Genomic DNA, 15415 nt, shown 5'->3' with positions numbered 1-15415 from the left:
TCAGCTTTCAGGTAGGGGAAAAGGATGCGCGAGCAGCAGCGCGCGGCCGCTGGCCAGCGCGATTTCCAGCCGGCCCTTGACCTCATTGGAAATGGTCAGCGACGACCCGAAGGCAACCTCGACATGGGCGAGCGGCCATTTGGCGCCGGTGACTGTCAGGCCGGCAAGATCCGAAAAGCCGAGCACCGAAAACAGTGTGCCGTCGGCATAGTCGAAGCCAACCTTTCCGGGCAGCAAGGGAATGCCTTCCTGTGCGCCGCTGGTCAAAAGCACTTCCGTTCCGCCTTCCGCCAGCCGGACGCTCAGCGCCAGATGCAGGAAGATGTGGTCGGTGCGTTTGCCGCCGAAGGCGCCTGCGAGCACAAGGCTGGTAGCACCGCGTTCGAGCGCGGCGGCGATAGCGAGTTCACCGTCGGTCTTGTCCTTTTCGGCGGGAAACACCTGCCGTGGCACGGCGGCCAGATCCTCCGGCAAATCGGCAGGCACGGAATCGAAATCGCCGACCCAGAGTTCCGGCCTCAGGCCCAGCATGCGGGCATGGCCGATGCCGGCATCGGCGGCGATAACGCGGGAGCCTTCGACCTGGCGGTCGAGCAGCGGCGTGCGGATGAGATCGCCGCCAAGCAGGATGGTGAATGTGCTCATATCTCGTGGCCCTTACCAGCCCTGCCCCGGAAACGGAAGATGAAACGGCAGACGAAACGGAAGGCTGGGCTTTGGATGCTCGGCAAACTTCCGCTTGCGCAGCACTTCGGCCGGGCCTATGTGTCGCAACGCTCTAACGGGGTGCCGGACGCGATCTTCGCGGACCGGCTGAGAGGCAAGACTGCCAACCCGCTGAACCTGATCCGGTTTGTACCGGCGGAGGGATTAGACGTTTCGGACAGCCCGACGCCTCAATTCCTTTCAACGCGAACGAAGGAGGCGCCGATGCGCAGTTTTTTCCACTCTCTTGTCTCGATTATCCTGCTTGCAGCATCCGCGCTGGCCCTGCCAGGGCAGGCATCGGCACAGGATAAGCTGACCGTCTATACCTATGAAAGCTTTACCGCCGAGTGGGGTCCGGGACCGGCGGTGAAGAAGGCCTTCGAGGCCGAATGCAACTGCGTCGTCGAATTCGTCTCGGCCGCCGACGGCGTCGCGCTGCTCAACCGTGTGAAGCTGGAAGGCGCCGCGACCAAGGCCGATATCGTGCTTGGCCTCGATACCAATTTGACTGCGGACGCCAAGGCAACCGGCCTGTTTTCGCCGCACGGCGCTGTGTCGGGCGTCAGCGTCCCGGGAGCCTGGAGCGACGATATTTTCGTGCCGTTCGACTATGGCTATTTCGCCGTCGTCTACGATACCGAAAAACTGAAGAGCCCGCCGAAGAGCCTCAGGGAATTGGTCGAGGGCGATGCCGGAGAGAAGATCGTCATCCAGGATCCGCGCACCTCGACGCCGGGCCTTGGCCTGCTGTTGTGGGTCAAGTCGGTCTATGGCGACAAGGCGCCCGAAGCCTGGGCCAAGCTCAAGGCGAAGGTGCTGACGGTGACGCCGGGCTGGAGCGAGGCCTATGGCCTGTTCACCAAGGGTGAGGCGCCGATGGTGCTGTCCTACACCACGTCGCCAGCCTACCACATGGTCGCCGAAAACACCGAGCGCTACCAGGCGGCGTCCTTCGAGGAGGGCGAATATCTGCAGATCGAGGTTGCGGGGATCACCACCAAGGGCGCGAAGAACCCGCTGGCGGAAAACTTCATTGCCTTCATGACCGGGCCAAAATTCCAGGACGTCATTCCCGAAACCAACTGGATGTTCCCGGCCGGCAAAACCGACAAGCCGCTCAACCCGGCGTTCGACAAGCTGGTCAAGCCGACCAAGACCTTGCTGTTCAGCCCGGAAGAGGTCGCGGCAAATCGTAAGGCTTGGGTCGATGAGTGGCTTGCGGCGATGAGCAAGTAGGATTCCATATGGTGTTCGTTCCCGCCCACCCCCCTCTGGCCTGCCGGCCATCTCCCCCGCAAGGGGGGAGATTGAGCTCTCAGCCGCTTTCGCCAATCTCCACTGCGGCAGGAATGAGCGGGGCAACGAAGCTGCCGATCTCCCCCCTTGCGGGGGAGATGGCCGGTAGGCCAGAGGGGGGTGGGCGGGAACACGACCTCAGCCAAGTTCCTCCTCTCAGCACCCATCGTTAAGCTGGGTAGCGCGAAATGCAGGCTCGCCGTCCTGACTCCCGCGTCACTGCCGGCATCGTCGCGCTCGCCGCCATCGCGCTGCTGATCGGCGGGGCATTCGCCGGGCTCGTCGTCGAAGCCACACGCGACCTGTCCGGCGCCGCCTCCGCTTTCGATTCCTATCTCTTGCGCGTCGCCCGTTTCACGCTCTGGCAGGCGGTCCTTTCGACGCTGCTCTCCGTCGCGCCGGCGCTGTTCGTCGCGCGTGCCCTGTCGCGGCATCCACAGTTTTTCGGGCGAGGCTTCATCCTGCAGCTTTTCGCCGTGCCGCTGGCGCTGCCGGCCATTGTTGCCGCACTCGGTGTCCTGGCGCTCTATGGCCGCGCCGGCTATTTTGCCGGCACGCTCGGCGCGCTAGGCGGCCAGAGCTGGCCCGGCATCTACGGCCTGTCGGGCATTCTCGTGGCCCATGTTTTTTTCAATCTGCCGCTGGCAACGCGGCTGTTCCTTGAAGCGTTGCAGACCGTGCCGGCCAACCAATGGCGGCTGGCGAGCCAGCTTGGCATGGGCGCTGCGCCGGCCTTTCGGCTGATCGAATGGCCGCCGCTGCGTGCGGCCTTGCCGGGCGTTGCCGGGCTCGTTTTCATGCTGTGCATCACCTCCTTCACCATCGTGCTTACACTCGGCGGCGGACCCAGCGCGACGACGCTGGAGGTTGCCATCTACCAGGCGCTGCGTTTCGACTTCGACCCGGCGCGGGCGGTGACGCTCACCCTGCTGCAGATTGCCCTGACCTTCGTCGTCGTGCTGGCCTTGACGCGGCTCGGCGCCAATATGGTCGGGGACGCCAATCTACCGGTGGCGCCGCGCCGGTATTTTTCAGCCGGTGCGGCCGAGACCGGGCTGAACGCGCTGGTGATCGGGCTGGCATTGCTGTTTGTCGCCGGGCCGATGGCGGCGACGCTGGCAGCCGGGCTTGGCGCCGATCTCGGCCGCCTGGCCGGCGACAGCGCGGTGCGGCAAGCGACGGCGACCAGTGGCGTGCTCTCCCTTCTATCGGCGCTGCTCTCTGTTGCGTTGTCGCTGTCGCTGGTCATGGCGCGCCGGGCGCTGGCGCTCACCCGGCGAACAGGCCGGCGGACACTGCTCGAACATCTGGCCGACACCGGTGCGGGGTTCGTCCTGGTGGTGCCGCCCATCGTCATCGGCGCCGGCTGGTTCCTGCTCCTGCGCACCGTCAGCGATGTCTTTGCGATCGCCCCCGTCATGGTCGTTGCGGTCAATGCGGTGATGGCGATGCCATTCGCCATCCGCGCCATCCGCCCTGCCTATGACGCGGCGAGCGAACGCCACGAACGGCTCTGCGCACAGCTTGGCATCTCGGGCTGGAACCGGTTGCGGCTGGTCGAGTGGCCGTCGCTGCGGCGGCCGCTCGCCACCGGCTTCGCTTTCGCCATGGCGCTGTCGCTCGGCGATCTTGGCGTCATTGCGCTGTTCGGCAGCGATTCCGTGCAGACCTTGCCCTACCTGCTGCTGGCGCGCATGGGCAGTTACCGCACCGAGGATGCGGCCGGGCTGGCGCTGCTGCTCGGCCTTGTCTGCCTGGCGCTGGTGCTGACCGCGGACTTGCTGGGAAGGAGGGAGAAATCATGATGCCGATCAGCCCGGAACGGTCCATTTCGGTGGAAAAAGGCGCGGCGGTGCGGCTCGACAATGTCTCGTTCAGCTATGGTGAAACGCCGCTTACATTCGATGTCGATTTCCCGGCGTCGGAGATCACCGCCATCATGGGGCCGAGCGGTTCGGGAAAGTCGACGCTGCTCAATCTGGTGGCCGGTTTCGAGGCGCCGCGGTCGGGCCGGGTGCTGATCGGTGGCGCCGATGTCAGCACTGCGCCGCCTTCAGCGCGGCCGGTATCGATGGTGTTCCAGGAAAACAACCTGTTTGCCCATCTTTCCGTCGAGCAGAATGTCGGGCTCGGCCGCTCGCCTTCGCTCAGGCTGAGCGAGGCCGATCGCGCCGCAATCGCCGCAGCGCTGAAGCGCGTCGGCCTTGCCGGCAAGGAAAGCCGGCTGCCGCGCGAACTCTCCGGCGGCGAGCGGCAGCGCGTCGCGCTCGCCCGGGTCCTGGTGCGCGACCGACCGGTGCTGTTGCTCGACGAGCCGTTCGCTTCGCTCGGACCGGCACTGCGCGACGACATGCTCGACCTGGTGACCGACGTCCATTCGGAGCAGCGCATGACGGTGCTATTCGTCACGCACCAGCCGGACGATGCGCGCCGTATCGGCCAAAACATGGTTTTCCTGGATGGTGGCACAGTTGCCGCGACGGGCACCGCCGCTGATTTTTTCGTCGGGGCTGGACCGGAGGCATTCCGACGCTATATCGGCTCGGGTCCGTTTGCGGCCGGATCACGAGATGTTGCCCGGAAGCGGACATAATTTATGGTCAAACCGGCGGAAGGCGAAGCGGCGCTTGCTTGCCATGGTCGAGGTAGTGTGGCTAGGTCCGCCAGGAGCTGGTCCGGCCTAGACCGTGATTTGCCCTTGCTGCCTCGTATCTGTCGGACGCACGAAGGACGCCGTAGCACTTGATTTTGCGCGTGATGCTTTCCGGAAATCGCGCCCGATTTTCGCGGTCACGTCCCAGGACTTGAAAGGAAGCCGATCTGCCGACCGGCATCGACAATCGGAGGGTGAAACCGCTGGCGCGCTTTCTGGCGCTGGCCGGTCTTGCCGTGGCGCTGGCAAGCTGCCAGATGTTCACGCCTCCCGACGTGCAGGAATCGGGCTTCCAGCCCTCAGACAAGCCGATCACGGTCGACAATGTCGCCGCCAACAGCAAGCTCGCCCAACTGGCGAAGGCGCAGCACCCGCGCATCCTTGCCACCTATGGCGGTGAGTATTCCGACCTCAAGCTCGAGCGTATGGTGGCCAAGGTCGTCGGCAGACTGACCGTGGTGTCGGCCAACCCGACCCAGACCTACCGCATCACCATCCTCAACTCGCCCAACGTCAATGCCTTCGCGCTGCCGGGCGGCTATCTCTACATCACCCGCGGCCTGCTGGCATTGGCCAACGATTCGGCCGAGCTTGCCGCCGTCATTGCGCATGAGATGGGCCACGTTACGGCCAATCATGGTCTGCAGCGCCAGCAGCTGGAAGCGGAAGAGGGGTTGGCGACCAAGGTCGTTTCGGATGTGCTCGGCGACAACCCGACGGCCAAGGCGGCGCTGGTCCGCGGCAAGCTTAGGCTGGCGCAGTTCTCGCGCAATCAGGAGCTGGAGGCCGATGCCATCGGCATCAAGTCGATCGGCGAGGCCGGTTTCGATCCCTACGCCGCCGGCCGCTTCTTGCAGTCGATGTCGGCCTATACCGATTTCCGTTCCATCAGCGGCGCCACCGACGCCAGCCTCGACTTCCTGGCGACGCACCCCAACACGCCGCAGCGTATCGATCTCGCACAGCGCCACGCCCGCCAGTTCGGCGCGCCCGGTGTCGGGTCGCGCGACCGCGATTCATTCCTTGCTGGCATAGACGGGCTGCTTTACGGCGACACGCCGGAGGAAGGCTATGTGCGCGGCGAAACCTTCCTGCACCCTGGCCTCGGCGTGTCGTTCTCGGTGCCCAACGGCTTCATCATCGACAATTCGGCGGCGGCGGTGACGGCGACAGGCCCGGGCGACATCGCGATCCGCTTCGACGGCGTCTCGATCGACAAGGACCGCTCGCTGACCGACTACATCCGCAGCGGCTGGGTTGCCGGCCTCGACGACAGCAGCGTGCGCCAGGAGACGATCAATGGCAACGAAGCGGCAACCGCGCATGCCGGCGCCGATGGCTGGCAATTCGACATTGCGGTGATCCGCGCCGGCGGCCAGGTCTACCGCTTGCTGACAGCGGCGCCTTCGGCCAGCACCTCGCTGAGCACGGTGGCGCGCTCGGTCAGCGGCTCGTTCCGCATCCTGAGTGCTGCCGAGAAGGCGGCGCTGAAGCCGCTGCGTATCCGCATCGTCACGGTGCAGCCCGGCCAGACAATGGGCTCCCTGGCCGCACAGATGGTCGGCGTCGACCGCAAGCTGGATCTGTTCAGAGTGCTCAACGCGTTGTCGCCGGGTGCCGCCGTTTCGGCCGGCGACAAGGTCAAGATCGTCACCGACAAATAGCTGCCGACGCGATTCAGGCTGCGAGAAATTCCGGATTCTGCTTTACCAGCGCCGCCTTGAGCTTTTCCATGGCGCGCGCCTCGATCTGGCGGACACGTTCCTTGGAGATGCCGAGTGTTTCCCCGAGCGCTTCGAGCGTCGCGCCCTCGTCGCTCAGCCGGCGCTCCTCGATAATCCTGAGTTCTCGCGCATTGAGCGCGCCGAGCGCCGTCTTCAGCCACACCGAGCGGCGTTCGACGTCGATCGTATCGCCGACGATCTCGTCGGGTAGTGGATCATCCGAAACCAGGAACTCCATCCGCTCGGTTGCGCCCGCATCGTCGGCTAGCGGCGTGTTGAGCGAGCTGTCCGGCGCCGAAAGCCGGGAATCCATCATCGCCACATCGGCCTCGGAAACCCCGAGAGCCGCCGACACTTCGCGGTAGAGCGTGGCATTCGACGTCTGCTCGGCGCCGTTTGCCAGGCGGGCGCGCAGGCGCCGCAGGTTGAAGAACAGCGCCTTTTGCGCCGAGCTGGTGCCGCCGCGCACGATCGACCAGTTGCGCAGGATATAGTCCTGCATCGAGGCGCGAATCCACCAGGTCGCATAGGTCGAGAACCGCACCTCGCGCTCGGGCTCGAAACGGGCCGCTGCCTCCAGCAGTCCGACATGGCCTTCCTGGATCAGGTCGCCCAGCGGAAGGCCGTAGTGGCGAAACCGCGACGCCATGGAAATGACCAGCCGCATATGTGCGACGGTGATGCGGTGCAGCGCGTGCTGGTCATTGTTTTCCTTCCAGCGCAGCGCCAGGAGATGCTCTTCGTCACGTTCCAGATAAGGGGCTTTCATCGCCGCGCGAACCATGGTCCGTCCTGCACTGTCTTGCATCATGCCGCGCTCCTGCTTCAGGCGTTGCGGTGCGATCGAATCGTGAGTTGGCGCCGATGGTTGAAATGGCGGCACCGCGCCCTACAACAGCCAAGAACGTGCCATGCGGGGGAATGTTCCCCCGGACTGTCATGTCGATTGCGCTGTTCCAGGCGATTCACCACCGGCCTTGACTCAGCCGGATGGCGCCGGGAGATGCTGGTTGAGAATGGGATTTCAAGGGCGCGAGATTTTTGAAATTTAGTTTCTTATTCTGGCATCGCGCATCTGTCATTTTCCGGCACTCGCAATGACGCCGGACATCGGCCAAGGACGGGATCACAGAAAAATGAAATGGCTCAAGTCGCTCATTATCGCCGGAACGCTCCAGCTTCTGGCCATCGCCGCAAGTCATGCCGGCGCCAATCTCGACCAGATCAAGCAGTCCGGCGTCTTCAAGGTTGGCACGGAAGGAACCTATGCGCCCTTCACCTATCATGATGCTTCCGGCGCGCTGGTCGGCTTCGATGTCGAGATCGCGCGGGCAATCGCCGAGCGCCTCGGCGTCAAAGCCCAGTTCCTCGAAGGCAAATGGGACGGACTGATCGCCGGTCTCGACGCCAACCGCTACGATGCCGTCATCAACGAGGTAGGCATCACCGAGGCGCGCAAGGCCAAATATGACTTTTCCGAACCCTACATCGCCTCCAAGGCGGTGTTGATCGTGCGCGGCGACAACACCGATATCAAGAGCTTCGCCGACCTCAAGGGCAAGAAGGCGGCGCAGTCGCTGACTTCGAACTTCGGCAAGCTGGCTGAAACCAACGGCGCCGAACTCGTCGGCACCGACGGCTTCGACCAGTCGATCCAGCTGCTTCTAACCGGCCGCGCCGACGCCACCATCAACGACAGCCTGTCCTTCCTCGATTTCAAGAAGCACAAGCCAGACGCCAATGTGAAGATTGCCGCCCAGGAAGAAAACGCCGACTATTCCGGCGTCATCGTGCGCAAGGGCGATCCGGAACTGGTGGCCGCCATCAATAAGGCGCTGGCCGACATCAAGGCCGACGGCACCTACCAGAAAATCGCCGACACCTATTTCGGCCAGGACGTTTCGAAGTAAAACGGCTTTCTCGTGTGGGCCGAACGCCGGCCCGCGTCGTTCGTATCGCGGCGAGCTGTCTTTTGACGGCCCGCCGCTTTCGCGTGATATGAGCGACGGCAATCTGGCAAGGAGGAGCCTTCGTGCCGCACTGGCTGCAATTGATGCTGGAATCCCTGCCTACGCTGCTGTGGGCTGCACTGATCTTCACCGTGCCGTTGACGCTGCTGTCGTTTGCATTCGGTCTTGTTCTCGGCCTGGTCGTGGCGCTTGTCCGGCTGTTCGGTCCCAAACCGCTGGTCGCCGTGGTCCGCTTCTACGTCTGGATATTCCGCGGCACGCCGCTTCTCGTGCAACTGTTCCTTATCTTCTACGGCCTGCCATCGATCGGCATCCTGCTCGACGCCTTTCCGGCAGCACTGATCGGCTTCACCTTGAACATCGGTGCCTATTCGTCGGAAATCATCCGCGCCGTCATCGGTTCGGTGCCCAAGGGCCAGTGGGAAGCGGCCTATTCGATCGGCATGACCTGGGCCCAGGCAATGCGGCGCACCATTCTTCCACAGGCGGGGCGCGTCGCGGTGCCGCCGCTGTCCAACACCTTCATCTCGCTGGTTAAGGACACTTCGCTCGCCGCTGCCATCACCGTGCCGGAGATGTTCCAGGCAGCGCAGCGCATCGTCGCCACCACCTATGAGCCGCTGATCCTCTATGTCGAGGCGGCGGCGCTCTATCTGGTCATGAGCTCCGTGCTGTCGGCCTTGCAGGCGCGGCTGGAAACGCGGCTCAACCGTTATGGCGGCTTCCTGGAGGCGCGCGCATGATCGGCCTCACCAACATCGAAAAGCGTTTCGGCGACAATTTGGTGCTGAAGGGTGTGACCGTCACAATCGAGGAAGGCAGCGTCACGGCGCTGGTCGGGCCATCGGGCGGCGGGAAGAGCACGCTTTTGCGCTGTATCAACCTGCTCGAGCTGCCGACGTCAGGCACGGTGCGGATCGGCGACGATGCACTCGAATTCCACCCCGGCGGCAGGGTCTCGACCAGGGATATCCAGCGGCTGCGGCTTCAGACCGGCATGGTGTTCCAGAATTTTCAGTTGTTTCCGCATCGCACTGCGATCGAGAACATCATGGAGGGGCTGGTGACGGTGCTGAAATGGCCCAAGGAAAGGGCGCGCGAACGGGCGCTCGCCCTGCTCGAAAAGGTCGGCATGGCGCACAAGGCCGATGCCTGGCCGGCGACGCTGTCAGGTGGCCAGCAGCAGCGCGTGGCGATTGCCCGGGCGCTGGCGCCTTCGCCGAAAGTCCTGCTCTGCGACGAGCCGACCTCGGCGCTCGATCCGGAACTGGCGCAGGAGGTGGTCGATGTGCTCGGCAAGCTCGCCAGCGAGGGCACGACCATGGTGATGGCGACGCATGATCTGCGGCTCGCCTCGAAGATCGCGCGGGAAGTGGTGTTCCTCGATGCCGGCAACATCGTCGAACAAGGTCCGGCCGCGGTGCTGTTCAGCAACCCGGAACGCCAGCGGACCAAGCGGTTTATCGCCACGCTGAAGCACGAGGCGGAAAGGGAGGGCGGCGGCGAAGGTTAGATATGCATTCGCCAGTCAGCCAAAACAAAAAAGTCAGCCAAAACAAAAAACCCGGCGCGAGGCCGGGTTTTTCTGAATTCGAAGGCGAGAAAAATCAGGCAGCTTCTTCCTGCTCGGCTTCCTCGTTGTCGGCCTTGGCGCCGCGCTTCGGGCCCTTGTTGAGGTTCACCTCGATGAGGCGTACCGCTTCGGTCTCCGACATGCGGTTGACGGCCGCGATCTCGCGGGCCATGCGGTCAAGCGCCGCCTCGTAGAGCTGGCGTTCGGAATAGGACTGCTCCGGCTGGTTATCGGCGCGGTAAAGGTCGCGCACCACTTCCGAGATCGAGATCAGATCGCCGGAGTTGATCTTGGCATCATATTCCTGGGCGCGGCGCGACCACATGGTGCGCTTGACGCGGGCGCGGCCCTGCACGACCTTCAGCGCGCGCTCGACATAATCCTCTTCCGACAGCTTGCGCATGCCGATCGAGGTCGCCTTGGCGACCGGCACCTTGAGGCGCATCTTATCCTTCTGGAAGTCGATGACGAACAGCTCCAGCTTGTGGCCCGCGACTTCCTGCTCATCGATCGAGACGATCTGGCCGACACCATGCGCCGGATAGACGATGTACTCGCCGGTCTTGAAACCGTGGCGCGCTGCGGTGGACTTCTTCTGCGGGGTGATCGTTGCCATTACGCCCTGAACTCCTTGTTGTGGTACCGGCATCGTGCCGGCCCGAACTCGTGCGACCGGGGTGACCGGTCCTTAGCCACACAACGATGAACTCACCGGAAAGGCCAGGACCGGCAAATCGCAACATTGCGACCGCCTGCCCCAGATCGCTCTGGTCCGGATTGAGAAATTCACCTTTCAGTGATTTGGGGCGTTTGCGCCATAAATCGACGTTGTGTCACCGGCATGTTTGGCTGATGTAACACAAAAAGTCGGAAGAATCAAGGTTTTGCTGCACGCGCGAAGGCCACGCGCCGTCGCCGCCTGTCAAGGCAGTTAATGTATCACGTCTGTTACGCGGCGTCAGGCCGCCGCAGCCGGCAGGCTCGTCAATCGCCTTCGCCGGGCTCCGGGGAGAAATATTTCTCGAATTTGCCAGTTTCGCCATCGAAGTTTTTAGCGTCGGCCGGCGGCTCCTTCTTGGCGGTGATGTTGGGCCATTTCTCGGCATATTCGGTGTTGATCTGCAGCCATTTGTCGAGACCCGACTCGGTGTCCGGCTTGATCGCGTCGGCCGGGCATTCCGGTTCGCAGACGCCGCAATCGATGCACTCGTCCGGGTGGATGACGAGCATGTTCTCACCTTCGTAGAAGCAGTCGACCGGACAGACCTCGATGCAGTCCATGTATTTGCATTTTATGCAATTGTCGGTCACGACATAGGTCATTGGTCGGCTCCGGGACGTCCCATTTTGTTGGGCTTTTTTGGTGAGGTAACGCCTTTGTCCGCTGGTGGCAAGGGCGGCCCTTACTCAGCGGTGCCGCGGTTTCCGGAATGGAATTCCAGAGGGCCGGCAAAGCGGAAGTTCGAGCTTGCTCAATCGTCGCCGAGCAGGTGGTCGGTCTGGCGGCGTTCCTTCTTCGTCGGGCGACCGCTGCCGGCCTCGCGCAACGGCGGCACCGCATCGGGAAGCGCCTCGCCCTTGGGCACCGGGGGCGGCGACATATCCTCGTAGAGCAGGCGGGCTTCTTCGGCCGGACCGCGCCGTACGCCGGTGCCAAGGACCTTCCAGACGAAAATCCGCCGCTCCAGCGTGATGGTCAAAACGTCGCCCGGCCGGACCGTATCGGAGGCCTGCGCTGCTTTGTCGCGATTGATGCGGACGCGTCCGGCGACGACCAGCTTGGCTGCCAGCGTACGCGATTTTACCGCGCGCGAGAAGAACAGCCACTTGTCGATGCGCTGGCGGGCATCAGTGACCATCGGACGAGCAGCTTACTTCTTCAGCTGGTCGCGCAACGCGGCGAGCTTGGCGAAGGGCGAGTCCGGATCGAAGCGGACCGGGCGTTCCTCACGCGGCTTTGGCTGGAAGGCGGGCTTTGCGCCTTGGGCGCCGCCTTTGCCGTCCTGCCGGCCAGCCTTCCAGTCGGGCCGGTTTTCGCGCCGGTCGGGGCGTTCGCCTTGCGGCTTGCCGGCGCGCTGCTCTCCAGCCTCGCCTTGCAGTTTAGGCTTGAACTTGCTGCGGTCGAAGCGCGGCTTGCCGGCGCCGTCGCGCTGGTCGTGCCGCCCCTGACGGGCGGGCCGGTCGCCCGGCGTCGGTTGCCCGCCGGCATCCACCGGCGCATCGCTGCGGCCGTCCGGCGCAGCTTGACCATTGCGCGCGCGATTGTCCCGATGATTGTCCCGGGGGCGGTTGTCATGCTGGCGATGACGCGGGCGTTGGTCGAAGCGACCCTGCCGCCACAACAGGATGGGTTTTGGCTCCTCGGCTTCTGGAGCAGCTTCCCCGGCGACGGCTTCCGCCGTTGCTGCAGGTTCGGCCGGCGATGCTTCCGTAGTTTCGAAAACCGGCGGCTCGGCCGGTGCCGTAGCCTCAATTTCCGCCCCAAGTTCCGCCCCTGGCTCGGCCGCTGGTTCTGCAGGCGCTTCAGCAGTCGCCTCGGCGGCGGGCCGGGTCTCTTGCGTGACTTCTACCGCAGCTTCAGGGGCTGGAGCTTCCGGCTGGTCTGCCGCGACAGGCTCTGCCGCCGCTTCGGTCGCGGCTTCGGCCGCAGCCGCCGCAACTGGAGCCGCATCCGACACGGGCTCGGAAACCTCCGCCGGCGGCCCTGCCGCGGCAGATGCTTCCGCCATCCTCGCCTGCTCGGCTCGCGTTGCCTCTTCCGTCGCCTGCTTTGCAGCGGCAGCTTCACGCGCGGCATTGTCCTGTGTTTCGAGCCGCGCCTTGACCTCGGCCGCCGGCTTGGCATCGGCGCGATAGCCGAGTCCCTTCAGGATTTCTTCCATGTCGTCGGCGGTGGCGCCGAGGATCGACATCATCGGCGGCGTCACCATGAAGGACTGGCCGTCATAGGCGCCGTCGGGGCGAGGCCCGAGGCCCGGCTTCCAGTTGGTCGCCGGCCGGATCAGGTCGGCCAGCCGTTCGAGAATATCGACGCGTACAGCACGCCGGCCCAGATTGCGGTAGCCCGCCAGCTTGTAGAAGGTCTTGTCGAAGGTCGGATCGATGACGACCGAGGTGCGGCCGGAGGCCAGCGCGTGGACGACGTCGCCGAAGCCAGGCTTGTCCTTGCCGTCGTTCGTCAGCGCCCACAGCAGTGTTATCAACCCGGCCGGCGCCGGTTTGATCAGCGCCGGTACAAAGACGTGGTAGGCGCCGAAGCGCACGCCGAGACGGCGAAGCGCCGCGCGGCCTTCCTGGTCGAGCGACTTCATCTCGTCGGCGATGTCGCGACGGTTGATGAGGCCGAAATGCTCGACAAGCTGGAAAGCGATGCCGCGGCCGATGCCGGTGATCTGCTCGGCATTCTTGAGATCGACCAGCGGCTTCAGCAGGGATTCGATCTGGAAGTTGACGAAGCGCTCGGCGCGCGCCGCAACCTTGTCGCGGGCCGGGCCGGTGAGTTGCTCGTCGGCGAGCAGAACGAGACGTGGCTTCAAAGCGTCTTCGCCAGCAACCAGTGTGCCGATCGGAGCGCCGATCCAGCGCAGCGTGCCATCCGAACCCAGCGCGATGTCGCCATTGGCCGAGGCGCCGAAGCGCTCGGCCCGCGCCTCGAACTCGGCGGCAAGCGCCTTCTGCGCCGCCGCCCGCACCGCCTTGGCGTCCTCGCCGCCGGCGCTCTGGTCGGCGGTGAAGCGGAAACCCTGCAACTCGCCGACGTGATGGCCTTCGACGAGGACGGTTCCGGTTGGGCTGATTTCGGCTTCAGGCATCGTGTTTTCTCTAAGGCGCCGCATGAGGACGGAAGTCCTGCGGTCTACAAAACGTTTCGTCAACCGCTCATGCAGCGCATCCGACAATCTGTCTTCGATTTCGCGCGTCTTTTCCTGCCAGTGTGCCCGATCGGCCAGCCAGCCGGGCCGGTTGGAAACGAAGGTCCATGTGCGGATCTGGGCAATCCTGTGCGATAGTGTGTCGATATCGCCTTCGGTGGTGTCGGCACGGCGCACCTGCTCGGCCATGTAGTTCTCGTCGACATGGCCGTGCCTGGCAAGGTCCATGTAGATGGAGGCGATCAAGTCGGCGTGCTGGGCCGGCGCGATCTTCCTGTAGTCGGGCAGCGCGCAGGCTTCCCACAGCAGCGCCACGCGCCTGGCATCGGTGGTGAGTGCCCAGATGTCCTCGTCGCGCGACAGATGCTCGAGCGCCTGCGCGTCTACGGCCGGCAGTGCGCGCGTCAGGCCCTCGACCGGGGCGTTGGTCTCGATCGAGCGCTTCAGCGCATCGAGGTTGGCGAAATCGAAATGCGCGGTGCGCCACTGCAGCACTTTCACCGGATCGAACTCATGCGCCTCGATCTTCTTGACCAGTTCCTCATCCAGCGGATCGACCTGACCGGTGACGCCAAAGGTGCCGTCGCGCAGATGCCGGCCGGCGCGGCCGGCAATCTGGCCAAGCTCGGCCGCCGTCAGGTTGCGGTACTGGTAGCCGTCGAATTTACGGTTCTGGGCGAAGGCGACGTGGTCGAGGTCGAGGTTGAGGCCCATGCCGATGGCGTCGGTGGCGACGAGGTAGTCGACGTCGCCCGACTGGAACAGCGCCACCTGGGCGTTGCGGGTGCGCGGGCTGAGTGCGCCGAGCACGACGGCGGCACCGCCCTGCTGGCGGCGGATCAGCTCGGCGATGGCATAGACCTCGTCGGCCGAGAAAGCGACGATCGCGGTGCGCCGCGGCAGGCGGGTCAGCTTCTTCGAGCCGGCATAGGCAAGATGCGATAGGCGTGGCCGGGTCACCACCGACACGCCCCGCAGCAGGCGCTGCAGGATGCCGTGCATGGTGGCCGCACCCAGCAGCAGCGTCTCCTGGCGGCCGCGCAGATGCAGGATGCGATCGGTGAAGATGTGGCCGCGTTCGAGATCGCCGGCGAGCTGGACCTCGTCAATGGCAACGAAGGCGGCGTCGGTCTCGCGCGGCATCGCTTCCACAGTGCAGACCGAGTATTTCGCGCCCGCCGGCTGGATCTTTTCCTCGCCGGTGATGAGCGCAACCTTATGGGCGCCGACCTTCTCGCAGACGCGCGTATAGACCTCGCGGGCAAGCAGCCTGAGCGGCAGGCCGATGACGCCGCTTTCATGCGCCACCATGCGTTCGATGGCGAGATGGGTCTTGCCGGTGTTGGTCGGGCCGAGCACGGCCGTCACGTCTCGACCCGACAGGATCAGCGGTTCAGTGTGTTTCGGATGGATGTTCATCGGCCTGGAAATAAGGCTCTCTGCCTCGCATTGTCGGGAGCGCGCCCATATTGGCCGCGTATGACAGGCGACACATAGGGATTTCGGGCGCGAAGCGAAAGCGGAATGTGCCGAGGGCAGGCGATTGGTTGCTTCGAAGCCAGAAAATCTGTTCCCGATTAACAATTGGAACGAGTCTGGAACGAATCAGCTACGAATCA

13 protein-coding genes and 1 riboswitch are annotated in these 15415 nt (G+C 64.3%); of the genes, 7 read left to right on the top strand and 6 right to left on the bottom strand.

Annotated features, from left to right (window positions below; genetic code table 11):
• Entirely contained in the window at window positions 1-645 is a 645-nt protein-coding gene (locus NKI95_RS04295; protein ID WP_352714407.1) for a thiamine diphosphokinase, read from the bottom strand.
• A gap of 127 nt (window positions 646-772) precedes the next feature.
• Window positions 773-887, top strand: a riboswitch (TPP riboswitch).
• Window positions 888-930: 43 nt separating this feature from the next.
• Here NKI95_RS04295 and thiB point away from each other — a divergent pair.
• The 4 genes from thiB to NKI95_RS04275 all read left to right on the top strand — a co-directional run bounded on the left by thiB (window position 931) and on the right by NKI95_RS04275 (window position 6321).
• Window positions 931-1944, top strand: a complete 1014-nt coding sequence (gene thiB / locus NKI95_RS04290; protein WP_352714406.1) for a thiamine ABC transporter substrate binding subunit — start codon at window positions 931-933, stop codon at window positions 1942-1944.
• Between the two features lie 248 nt (window positions 1945-2192).
• Window positions 2193-3809, top strand: coding sequence for a thiamine/thiamine pyrophosphate ABC transporter permease (gene thiP, locus NKI95_RS04285; RefSeq protein ID WP_352714405.1), 1617 nt, complete (start codon window positions 2193-2195; stop codon window positions 3807-3809).
• The gene (thiQ, locus tag NKI95_RS04280) at window positions 3806-4597 is read left to right on the top strand and encodes a thiamine ABC transporter ATP-binding protein (RefSeq protein ID WP_352714403.1); all 792 of its coding nucleotides are present in this window, start codon (window positions 3806-3808) and stop codon (window positions 4595-4597) included. Before thiP ends, thiQ begins: the two co-directional genes overlap by 4 nt.
• A 254-nt stretch (window positions 4598-4851) precedes the next feature.
• A complete protein-coding gene (locus tag NKI95_RS04275) occupies window positions 4852-6321 on the top strand; it encodes a M48 family metalloprotease (protein WP_352714401.1) in 1470 nt (489 codons plus the stop codon).
• A 13-nt stretch (window positions 6322-6334) separates the two neighbouring features.
• On the opposite strand, the gene NKI95_RS04270 is transcribed toward NKI95_RS04275, so the two are convergent.
• Window positions 6335-7192: an RNA polymerase factor sigma-32 gene (locus NKI95_RS04270; protein WP_352714400.1), complete on the bottom strand. Its 858-nt coding sequence runs from the start codon at window positions 7190-7192 to the stop codon at window positions 6335-6337.
• Between the two features lie 325 nt (window positions 7193-7517).
• Here NKI95_RS04270 and NKI95_RS04265 point away from each other — a divergent pair, with 325 nt between their 5' ends.
• From NKI95_RS04265 to NKI95_RS04255, 3 genes are all read left to right on the top strand, one after another.
• Window positions 7518-8291, top strand: a complete 774-nt coding sequence (locus NKI95_RS04265; RefSeq protein WP_352714398.1) for an amino acid ABC transporter substrate-binding protein — start codon at window positions 7518-7520, stop codon at window positions 8289-8291.
• 122 nt (window positions 8292-8413) lie between these two features.
• The gene (locus NKI95_RS04260) at window positions 8414-9094 is read left to right on the top strand and encodes an ABC transporter permease subunit (protein WP_352714396.1); all 681 of its coding nucleotides are present in this window, start codon (window positions 8414-8416) and stop codon (window positions 9092-9094) included.
• Entirely contained in the window at window positions 9091-9864 is a 774-nt protein-coding gene (locus NKI95_RS04255; protein WP_352714394.1) for an amino acid ABC transporter ATP-binding protein, read from the top strand. The genes NKI95_RS04260 and NKI95_RS04255 overlap by 4 nt, the downstream gene beginning before the upstream one ends.
• A gap of 94 nt (window positions 9865-9958) precedes the next feature.
• Here NKI95_RS04255 and NKI95_RS04250 read toward each other — a convergent pair whose 3' ends face one another.
• The 4 genes from NKI95_RS04250 to NKI95_RS04235 form a co-directional block, all read right to left on the bottom strand.
• Window positions 9959-10540: a CarD family transcriptional regulator gene (locus NKI95_RS04250; RefSeq protein WP_006327799.1), complete on the bottom strand. Its 582-nt coding sequence runs from the start codon at window positions 10538-10540 to the stop codon at window positions 9959-9961.
• A 368-nt stretch (window positions 10541-10908) separates the two neighbouring features.
• Window positions 10909-11247 (bottom strand): ferredoxin FdxA, encoded by a 339-nt coding sequence (gene fdxA, locus NKI95_RS04245; RefSeq protein WP_292664799.1) that lies wholly within the window; start codon window positions 11245-11247, stop codon window positions 10909-10911.
• A 149-nt stretch (window positions 11248-11396) separates the two neighbouring features.
• Entirely contained in the window at window positions 11397-11783 is a 387-nt protein-coding gene (locus NKI95_RS04240; RefSeq protein ID WP_352564641.1) for an RNA-binding S4 domain-containing protein, read from the bottom strand.
• A 12-nt stretch (window positions 11784-11795) separates the two neighbouring features.
• Window positions 11796-15215 carry a helicase-related protein gene (locus NKI95_RS04235; RefSeq protein ID WP_352714392.1) on the bottom strand — a complete coding sequence of 1140 codons (3420 nt, stop codon included), beginning with the start codon at window positions 15213-15215 and terminating at the stop codon, window positions 11796-11798.
• Window positions 15216-15415: the final 200 nt, after the last annotated feature.

Source organism: Mesorhizobium sp. M0306 (genome assembly GCF_040321655.1).
GTDB lineage: Bacteria > Pseudomonadota > Alphaproteobacteria > Rhizobiales > Rhizobiaceae > Mesorhizobium.
The sequence above is the reverse complement of the archived record's forward strand: the minus strand, read 5'-3'. Positions and strand labels throughout refer to the sequence as shown.